This is a genomic window from Mitsuaria sp. TWR114 (genome assembly GCF_007997345.1).
In genome coordinates, this window is the sequence record NZ_VOSR01000420.1 from 1 (window position 1) to 9,631 (window position 9,631).

The 9,631-nt window shown below is 69.8% G+C and carries 5 protein-coding genes and 1 pseudogene; 2 read left to right on the forward strand and 4 right to left on the reverse strand.

The features are described from left to right. Positions 1-1,237: elongation factor G (gene fusA / locus FUT87_RS15580; RefSeq protein WP_147241599.1), on the reverse strand; the 1,237-nt coding region annotated here is incomplete at its 3' end. A gap of 414 nt (positions 1,238-1,651) precedes the next feature. Here fusA and FUT87_RS15585 point away from each other — a divergent pair. Both FUT87_RS15585 and purL read left to right on the forward strand, forming a co-directional pair. Beyond that, positions 1,652-1,843 carry a hypothetical protein gene (locus FUT87_RS15585; RefSeq protein WP_147241600.1) on the forward strand — a complete coding sequence of 64 codons (192 nt, stop codon included), beginning with the start codon at positions 1,652-1,654 and terminating at the stop codon, positions 1,841-1,843. Positions 1,844-1,991: 148 nt separating this feature from the next. Then, positions 1,992-5,995 (forward strand): annotated as a pseudogene (gene purL / locus FUT87_RS15590) (phosphoribosylformylglycinamidine synthase). Between the two features lie 267 nt (positions 5,996-6,262). On the opposite strand, the gene FUT87_RS15595 reads toward purL, so the two are convergent. The 3 genes from FUT87_RS15595 to FUT87_RS15605 form a co-directional block, all read right to left on the reverse strand. Then, a complete protein-coding gene (locus FUT87_RS15595) occupies positions 6,263-7,255 on the reverse strand; it encodes an LLM class flavin-dependent oxidoreductase (protein ID WP_147241601.1) in 993 nt (330 codons plus the stop codon). A gap of 78 nt (positions 7,256-7,333) precedes the next feature. Continuing rightward, positions 7,334-8,395, reverse strand: coding sequence for a S1C family serine protease (locus FUT87_RS15600; RefSeq protein ID WP_147241602.1), 1,062 nt, complete (start codon positions 8,393-8,395; stop codon positions 7,334-7,336). Positions 8,396-8,604: 209 nt separating this feature from the next. Further along, on the reverse strand, positions 8,605-9,631 hold a 1,027-nt coding region (locus tag FUT87_RS15605; RefSeq protein ID WP_147241603.1), incomplete at its 5' end, for an HD-GYP domain-containing protein.

Genomic DNA, 9,631 nt, shown 5'->3' on the forward strand with positions numbered 1-9,631 from the left:
CCGGCTCCGGGAACACCATCTTCTCGAGCGTGATGATCGCCTCCGGATCGCACAGCGTCTCGCCCGTGGTCACGTCCTTCAGGCCCACGCAGGCCGCGATGTCCCCGGCCAGGATCTCCTTGATCTCCTCGCGCTGGTTCGCATGCATCTGCAGGATGCGGCCGATGCGCTCCTTCTTGCCGCGCGTCGGGTTGTAGACCGAGTCGCCCGACTTCAGGATGCCCGAATACACCCGCACGAAGGTCAGCTGGCCCACATACGGATCGGTCATCAGCTTGAAGGCCAGGGCGCTGAACTTCTCGTTGTCATCGGCCTTGCGGGTCGTGTCCTGCTCGTCGTCGTCGGTGCCGTGCACCGGCGGGATGTCGATCGGCGAAGGCATGAAATCGATCACCGCGTCCAGCATCCGCTGCACGCCCTTGTTCTTGAACGCGGTGCCGCACAGCATCGGCTGGATCTCGCCGGCGATGGTGCGCTGGCGGATCGCGCGCTTGATCTCGTCCTCGCTCAGCTCGCCGCTCTCGAGGTACTTGTTCATCAGTTCCTCGTCCGCCTCGGCGGCGGCCTCGACCATCTTCTCGCGCCATTCCTCGGCCTTGGCCTTGAGGTCGGCGGGGATCTCCTGGTACTCGAACTTCATGCCCTGCGAGGCCTCGTCCCAGACGATGGCCTTCATCTTGAGCAGGTCGATCACGCCCTTGAACTGGTCCTCGGCGCCGATGGGCAGCACGATGGGCACCGGGTTGGCCTTGAGCCGGTCCACCATCATCTGGCGCACGCGGTAGAAGTCCGCGCCGATGCGGTCCATCTTGTTCACGAAGGCCAGCCGCGGCACCTTGTACTTGTTGGCCTGGCGCCAGACGGTCTCGGACTGCGGCTGCACGCCGCCCACCGAGTCGTACACCATCACCGCGCCGTCCAGCACGCGCATGGACCGCTCCACCTCGATCGTGAAGTCCACGTGCCCCGGGGTGTCGATGATGTTGATGCGGTGCTCCGGATAGGACAGGTCCATGCCCTTCCAGAAGCAGGTTGTCGCGGCCGAGGTGATCGTGATGCCGCGCTCCTGCTCCTGCTCCATCCAGTCCATCGTCGCGGCGCCGTCGTGCACCTCGCCGATCTTGTGGTTGACCCCGGTGTAGAACAGGATGCGCTCCGTCGTCGTCGTCTTGCCGGCGTCGATGTGCGCCGAGATGCCGATGTTGCGGTAGTGCTCGATGGGGGTCTTGCGGGACATGGTGGTCTCCAGTGGCGATGAACGACCCGGGGACGCCAGCTTCATGGGAGGCGGCCGTCGGGTCCGAAAGCCCATCAATGTAGCGACAAGCCATGACGGCCGCCATCCGCCGCATGGAAGAGCCCCGGCGCCCTGGGGATGAGTCTTCCGGCCCCCGTCCGGGGGCATGGAGGCGTCACTTTTTCCTCCGGCGCGGCCGGCATCCCCTGAATGAGGGGCGCCGTCGCGGGCGAATTCCGGAGTTTCCGGGCGGTTACGTCACGTCACATCGATACATTCGCTCACTCGAACGAGATATCAGGGAGTTGCGGTGAGATCGAATGTTGTTGTCAGCCTGTTGGCATCAGGCGCCCTGGGCATGAGCGTCATGGCGGCCCGGTCGTCGCCCGGGCCGCCCCGGTGGTGGAAGTCGGCATGAACTGCACGGTGGCCGATGGCTGGTGGTCGCTGGACCGTGAGCGGCCGGTGCAGCCCGAGCCGGTCAAGGTGGTGGCGATCAAGGCGCTGACCACCGGCGCGCCGGGGGCCTGGGTGCAGCCCTCGCGGGGCAAGCTGACCGAGCACCAGCTGCACATCGCGCTGGACCGCCTCAGCGAGTGCCGCTGAAGGGGGACGGGGAGGGCGCCCCAAGGTCGGTCCGGGAGGGCCGCCGAAGGGGCGCGCCGGCCGGGGTAAACCCGGGTCGTCCGGCGGCGCTGGCTAGAATGCCGGGCTTCACCGCCGCGGCGCGCGCGGCGCAACCCCCTGGGATCCCATGGCCAGCACCACCTCCTCCAAGCATCTGATTCACTTCGAGGGGGGCAATGCCCTCTCGTCCTTCCGGGCCGCGGCGCTGCTGGCGCGTCTGCAGGCCGTCAGCGACCGCATCACCGCGGTGCATGCCCGTCATGTCCACTGGGTCTGGACCGACGCGGCGCTGGACGCGCAAGGCCGCGACAAGCTGGCTTCGCTGCTGGACTACGGCGACCGCTACGACGGCGCCACCGAGGGCGCGCTGATCGTCGTCGCCCCGCGCCTGGGCACGCTGAGCCCCTGGGCCTCCAAGGCCACCGACATCGCCCACAACTGCGGCCTGGCCCTGCACCGGGTGGAGCGCGTCACCGAGTTCCGCCTGACGCTCAAGTCCGGGCTGCTGGCCGGGCTGACCGGCGGCGCCAAGCCGCTGACGCAGGAGGAACTGCTGGCCTGCGCCGACCTGCTGCATGACCGCATGACCGAAAGCGTGCTGCTGTCGCGCGAGGATGCCGCCCACCTCTTCGACGACAAGCAGGCCCAGCCGCTCGCGCACGTGCCGGTGCAGGCCCGCGGCCGCGCGGCGCTCGAGGAAGCCAACGGCGCCTGGGGCCTGGCGCTCTCCGACGACGAGATCGACTACCTCGTCGCCGCCTTCCAGAAGCTGGGCCGCGACCCCAGCGACGTCGAGCTGATGATGTTCGCGCAGGCCAACAGCGAGCACTGCCGCCACAAGATCTTCAACGCCCAGTTCACCATCGACGGTGAAGCGCAGCCGCTGTCGCTCTTCGGCATGATCCGCAACACCGAGAAGGTGTCGCCGCAGCACACCGTCATCGCCTACGCCGACAACGCCGCGGTGATGGAGGGCCACGCCATCGAGCGCTGGATGGCGGCCGGCGATCGCCGCGCGCCGAAGTACGAGGCCCGTGCCGAGACCGCGCACGTGCTGATGAAGGTCGAGACCCACAACCACCCGACGGCCATCTCCCCGCATCCGGGCGCGTCCACCGGCGCCGGCGGCGAGATCCGCGACGAGGGCGCCACCGGCCGCGGCGCCAAGCCCAAGGCCGGCCTGACCGGCTTCTCGGTCTCCAACCTGCATCTGCCGGGCCTGAACGAGCCGTGGGAGAAGGACCCGGTCGGCAAGCCCGCGCACATCGCCAGCGCGCTGCAGATCATGACCGAGGGTCCGCTGGGCGGCGCCGCCTTCAACAACGAGTTCGGCCGGCCCGCGCTGGGCGGCTACTTCCGCGTCTTCGAGCAGGACGTCGACGGCATCCGCCGCGGGTACCACAAGCCGATCATGATCGCCGGCGGCCTGGGCGCGATCCGCGCCGACCTCACCAAGAAGATCCAGTTCCCCGCCGGCTCGCTGCTGATCCAGCTCGGCGGCCCCGGCATGCGCATCGGCATGGGCGGCAGCGCGGCCAGCTCGATGGCCGCGGGCACCAACACCGCCGACCTGGACTTCGACTCGGTCCAGCGCGGCAACCCCGAGATCCAGCGCCGCGCGCAGGAAGTCATCAACCATTGCTGGGGCCTGGCCGAGCGCAACCCCATCCTGGCGGTCCATGACGTCGGCGCGGGCGGCATCTCCAACGCCTTCCCGGAACTGGTCAACGATGCCGGCCGCGGCGCCATCTTCGACCTGCGCAAGGTCCCGCTCGAGGAAAGCGGCCTGGCGCCCAAGGAGATCTGGTGCAACGAGAGCCAGGAGCGCTACGTCCTGGTGATCGCGCCGGAAAGCCTGCCGCTCTTCACCGCCATGTGCGAGCGCGAACGCTGCCCCTTCGCCGTCGTCGGCGTCACCACCGAGCAGCGCGAGCTGGTGCTGGAGGACGGCCCGCAAGGCGAGCGCGCCATCGACATGCCGATGGACGTCCTGCTGGGCAAGCCGCCCAAGATGCACCGCGACGTGACGCGCGTGGCGCGCTCGGGCGGCGCGCTCTCGCTGGACGGCGTCGACCTGGCCACGGCCGCGCGCACCGTGCTGCGCCACCCCACGGTAGCCAGCAAGCGCTTCCTGGTCACCATCGGCGACCGCACCGTCGGCGGCCTGAACCACCGCGACCAGATGGTCGGCCCCTGGCAGGTGCCGGTGGCGGACTGTGCGGTCACGCTCTCCGACTTCAAGGGCTTCAGCGGCGAGGCCATGAGCATGGGCGAGCGCACCCCGCTGGCCGCCGTCGATGCGCCCGCGTCCGGCCGTGTCGCGGTCGCCGAGGCCATCCTCAACCTGCTGGCCGCGCCGATCGAGCTGCCGCGGGTGAAGCTCTCGGCCAACTGGATGGCGGCCTGCGGCGAGCCCGGCGAGGACGCCGCGCTCTACGACACCGTCAAGGCTGTCGGCATGGACCTGTGCCCCGCGCTGGGCATCTCCATCCCGGTGGGCAAGGACTCCTTGTCGATGCGCACCCGCTGGTCCGAGGACGGCGTCACCAGGCAGGTCACCGCGCCGGTCTCGCTCATCGTCACGGCCTTCGCCTCGCTGGCCGACGTGCGGGGCACGCTCACGCCGCAACTGCGGGACGGCGACACCACGCTGGTGCTGGTCGACCTCGGCCAGGGCCGCATGCGCATGGGCGGCTCGATCCTGGCGCAGACCCTGAACCAGTTCGGCCCCGAGGTGCCCGACCTCGATGAGCCCGCGCTGCTCAAGGCGCTGGTGGCCGCGGTCAACGAGCTGCGCGGCCAGGGCCGCCTGCTGGCCTACCACGACCGCAGCGACGGCGGCCTCTTCGCTGCGGCGCTGGAGATGGGCTTTGCCGGCCAGCGCGGCGCAGCCTCAATGTCGACATGCTGGTCACCGAGGGCGACGGCATCAGCGACAGCCGCGCCGAGATGGGCGACTCCAAGAACTGGGCCTCGCAGGTCAGCGCGCGCCGCGAGGAACTGACGCTCAAGGCCCTGTTCAACGAGGAACTGGGCGTGCTGCTGCAGGTCCCCACCGCCGACCGCGACGCCGTCCTGCAGACGCTGCGCGCGCACGGCCTGTCGAAGATCTCGCATGTCGTCGGCAAGACCAATGACACGAAGCAGGCCGAGGTCTGGCGCGACGCCAAGAAGGTCTTCGCCGCGCCGCTCAACGAGCTGCAGCAGGAATGGGACCAGGTGTCCTGGCGCATCGCCCGCGATCGCGACAACCCGGCCTGCGCGGACCAGGAGCATGCCCTGGCCGGCACGCCCGGCAAGGGCCTGCACTGGCTGCCGACCTTCGACGTCAAGGAGGACGTCGCCGCCCCCTTCATCGCCAGCGGCGTGCGCCCCAAGGTCGCGATCCTGCGCGAGCAGGGCGTCAACTCGCATGTCGAGATGGCCTACGCCATGGCGCAGGCCGGCTTCGACGCCTACGACGTGCACATGAGCGACCTGCAGGCCGGCGCGGTCGACCTGAAGGACTTCAAGGGCTTCGTCGCCTGCGGTGGTTTCAGCTACGGCGACACGCTGGGCGCGGGCGAGGGCTGGGCGCGCTCCATCCTCTTCAACCCGGTGCTGAAGGCCGCGTTCGAAGCCTTCTTCGCCCGTCCGGACAGCTTCGCGCTGGGCGTCTGCAACGGCTGCCAGATGCTGGCGGCGCTGTCGCCGATGATCCCGGGCGCCGAACACTGGCCCAAGTTCGTCCGCAACCGCAGCGAGCAGTTCGAGGCCCGCCTGGCGCAGGTCGAGATCGTCGATTCGCCGAGCATCTTCTTCACTGGGATGGCCGGCAGCCGCCTGCCGATCGCGGTCGCGCACGGCGAGGGCTTCGCGGACTTCTCGCAGCGCGGCAATCCCGACCAGGTGCTGCGCGCGATGCGTTATGTCGATGGTGACGGCCAGCCGACCGAGCAATACCCGCTCAATCCCAACGGCAGTCCGCAAGGCCTGACCGCGGTCACCACGGCGGACGGCCGCTTCACCGCGCTGATGCCGCATCCGGAGCGTGTCTTCCGCAACATCCAGATGAGCTGGACCGGCGGCGACGCTGGCGAGTTCAGCCCCTGGATGCGGATGTTCCGCAACGCCCGCAAGTGGGTGGGCTGAACACGCCCCCTGAACCCCACGCGCCAAACGACGCATCAATCGCGCATCAATCGACGCGCAAGACAAAGGGCCACGCTCACGCGTGGCCCTTTTCATTGGCTGCTCCGACCTGCGCGTCACGCCTTCCGGGCTCTCCCGCACGCCCCTACCGCCAAACCGTGGAAGTAGGCTGATGTATCGGTGTATGGGGGAAGGGTTTTCGCGGCGGAGCCGGGAAAATCTTTCCCCCATGCGGACCCAGAGAGAGGGCAGGCGGAGAGCGTCCTCTCACCCCGCCACCACCCCCGCCAGCAGCTCATAAGACCGCCTGCGCGCCGCCGCATCGTGGACCGCGCAAGCCACGATGAACTCGTCCGCCCCGGTGCGCTCCAGCGTTGCCGCGAGCCCTTCACGCACCGTCCGCGGCGACCCGACGATGGATTCCGACAGCATGCGTTCCACCGCCAGCTGCTCGCCCGCGGTCCACAGGTCGGCCATCTGGTCGACTGGCCGCGGCAGTGGTCCGCGCTGCCCGCGCTGCATGCCGAGGAAGCGCTGCTGCAGCGAGGTGAACAGGCGCTGCGCCTGCGCGTCGGTATCGGCCACGATGACGTTCAGCCCGACCGCCGCGTAGGGCTGGGGATGCCGGGCGCTGGGCCGGTACTGTGCCCGGTACATCTCCAGCGCCTGCATGAGCATCGCCGGCGCGAAGTGCGACGCGAACGCGAACGGCAGGCCGAGGTAGGCCGCGAGCTGCGCGCCGTACAGGCTCGACCCCAGCAGCCAGATCGGCACTTCGGTGCCCTGACCCGGGATCGCGCGCACGACCTGGCCCTCCTGCTCGGGCGCGAGGTAGGCGGTCAGTTCCAGCACGTCCTCGGGGAAGCGGTCTTCGTGCGCCGTCGACAGGTGACGGCGCAGCGCGCGCATCGTCGGGCCATCGGTGCCGGGCGCGCGGCCCAGCCCCAGGTCGATGCGGCCGGGGAAGAGCGTCGCCAGCGTGCCGAACTGCTCCGCGATGGTCAGCGGTGCGTGGTTGGGCAGCATGATCCCGCCCGAGCCGACCCGGATCGTCGAGGTCGCCGCCGCGATCTGGCCGATCAGCACTGCGGTGGCCGAGGACGCGACGCCGTCCATGTTGTGATGTTCGGCGACCCAGTAGCGGGTGTAGCCGAGCCGCTCGGCGTGCTGCGCGAGCGCGATGCTGTCGTGGAGCGCCTGGGCGGCGGTGCCGCCCTCGACGATGGGGGCGAGGTCGAGGATCGAGAGACGGGGATGCATGGCCGCGGAGTCTAGGCGCGGGTCCGGGACCGGGGCGGCGGCAGGGTTATCGCCGGATGGGGTAGGGGCGGTGGCCCGTCAATCGCTGCCGAGCTCCGCCTGCACCTGCCGCGTCTTGCCGCCGTTCCACACCGTCAGCGTGACCTTGTCGCCGACGCGGCGCTCCTCGAGCTCGCTGAGCAGCTCGTCGAGATCGGCCACCGGCTTGCCGTTCACCGCGGTGATGACGTCGCCACCGACGATGCGCCCGTCGCGCCCCCGCATGAAGGGCTGCAAGCCCGCCCGCTGCGCGCCACCGCCGGCCTGCAGGCCGATCAGCACCACGCCCTTGGGCAGGCGCAGCACCTGGCGCAATTGCTCGGTGCCCGCGGTCAGCCCGAGCGCCGGGCGGATCACGCGGCCATGCTGGATCAGCTGCGGCACGACGCGGTTCACCTCGTCGGCGGGAATCGCGAAGCCGATGCCATTGCTGCCGCCGCTGGGGCTGAAGATCGACGTGTTCACGCCGATCAACCGGCCCGCCGAATCGAGCAGCGGCCCGCCCGAGTTACCGGGGTTGATCGCCGCATCTGTCTGGATCGCGCCGCGGATCGTGCGCTGCGTCATCGACTCGATCTCGCGATTCAGCGCCGAGACGATGCCGCGCGTGAGCGTCTGGTCCAGGCCGAACGGGTTGCCGATCGCGTACACCGTCTGGCCCACCTGCAGCTCGCGGCTGCTGCCCATCGGCACCGGCTGCAGTTTCTCCCGCGGCGCGGCGATGCGCAGCACGGCCAGGTCGCGGTCGGGATCGACACCGACCAGCGTCGCGTCATACGCCGTCTGGTCCGACAGCGTGACCTTCGCCGCCGAGGCGCCGCGGATCACATGGAAGTTGGTGACGATGTGACCGCGCTCATCCCACAGGAAGCCCGAGCCGGTGCCGCTGGGTACCTCGGTGACGTTGCGCGAGAAGAAGTCGCGTTGCTGCGCCAGCGTCGTGATGTGCACCACCGACGGCGACACCTTGCGGAACACCGCGATGTTGTTCTGCTCCTGGGCGTCGAGCGGACCGCGCGGCGTCACCGGGCGCGGTTGTTGGGCGAAGGCCCCGGTGGCGAGGAAGAGGGTGGCAAGCAGGAGGATGGTCGTGCGGCGCATGGCGCGGGATTATGGAGCGCTGGCGCGTTTGCGGGACGCTCCCGTCCTGCGGAGGCCCGGGCGTTGGCCGCCGATGCATGGGGCACCGGCGGCAAGCGCCGGTACCCCACGCATCACCGTCCCCGATCACCGAGATCCTTCGACGGCAATGCGATGGCGGACTGCGGTGGGGGGTCTGCGGTGGGCGGACTGAGGTGAGAGATGTCGGGTCATTCGGGGGCGGCCATCGTCGATTCGATCCAGTCCCGCTTGCGGCGCAGCGTCTCGTCGTCGTCGGCGAAACGGCGCGCGATGTCCTGGAACTCGTCCTGGATGCGCAGGAAGGCGTCGACGACCTCCGGATCGAAATGGCTGCCGCGGCCCTCGACGATGATCGCGGCCGCCTCGCCATGCGGCATCGCGTCCTTGTAGACGCGGCGGCTGATCAGCGCGTCGTAGACGTCGGCCAGCGCCATCAGCCGCGCCGACAGCGGGATGGCCTCGCCGCGCAGGCCCTCCGGATAACCGGAGCCGTCCCATTTCTCCTGGTGGCCGTAGGCGATGTCCTTGGCCGTGGACAGGAAGGCGACCGGCGTGCCGAGCTGGGCCTCGGCCTGCGCGATCGCGTCGCGGCCCAGCGCCGGGTGGGACTTCATGATCTCGAATTCGTCCGGCGTGAAGCGTCCCGGCTTGAGCAGGATGCGGTCGGGGATGCCCACCTTGCCGATGTCGTGCAGCGGCGCCGACTTGAACAGCGTGGCGATGTACTCCGGCGTGAGCAGCGCCTGCCAGCGTGGATGCCCGCGCAGCGCCTGCGCCAGCGCCTTGACGTAATGCTGGGTGCGCCGGATGTGGTTGCCGGTGTCGCTGTCCCGCGTCTCGGCCAGCGAGGACATCGCCAGAATGGTCACGTCCTGGATCGCCGCCAGCTCCTCGGTGCGGCGCGCGACCTCGGCCTCCAGGTAGGCCGCCTTGTCGCGCAGGAAGTCCGCGCTGGCCTTGAGCCGCAGGTGCGTGCGCACGCGCGCCATCACGATCGGCGGGCTGATCGGCTTGGTGATGTAGTCGACCGCGCCCAGCGCCAGTCCGCGCGTTTCGTCGGCCACGTCGGAGCGGGCGGTGAGGAAGATGACCGGCACGTCGCGTGTGGCCGGGTCGGCCTTGAGCCGCTCGCAGACTTCGTGGCCGTCCATGCCCGGCATCATCACGTCGAGCAGGATCAGGTCGGGCCGCGGTTCGGCGCCGGCGATGCGCAGC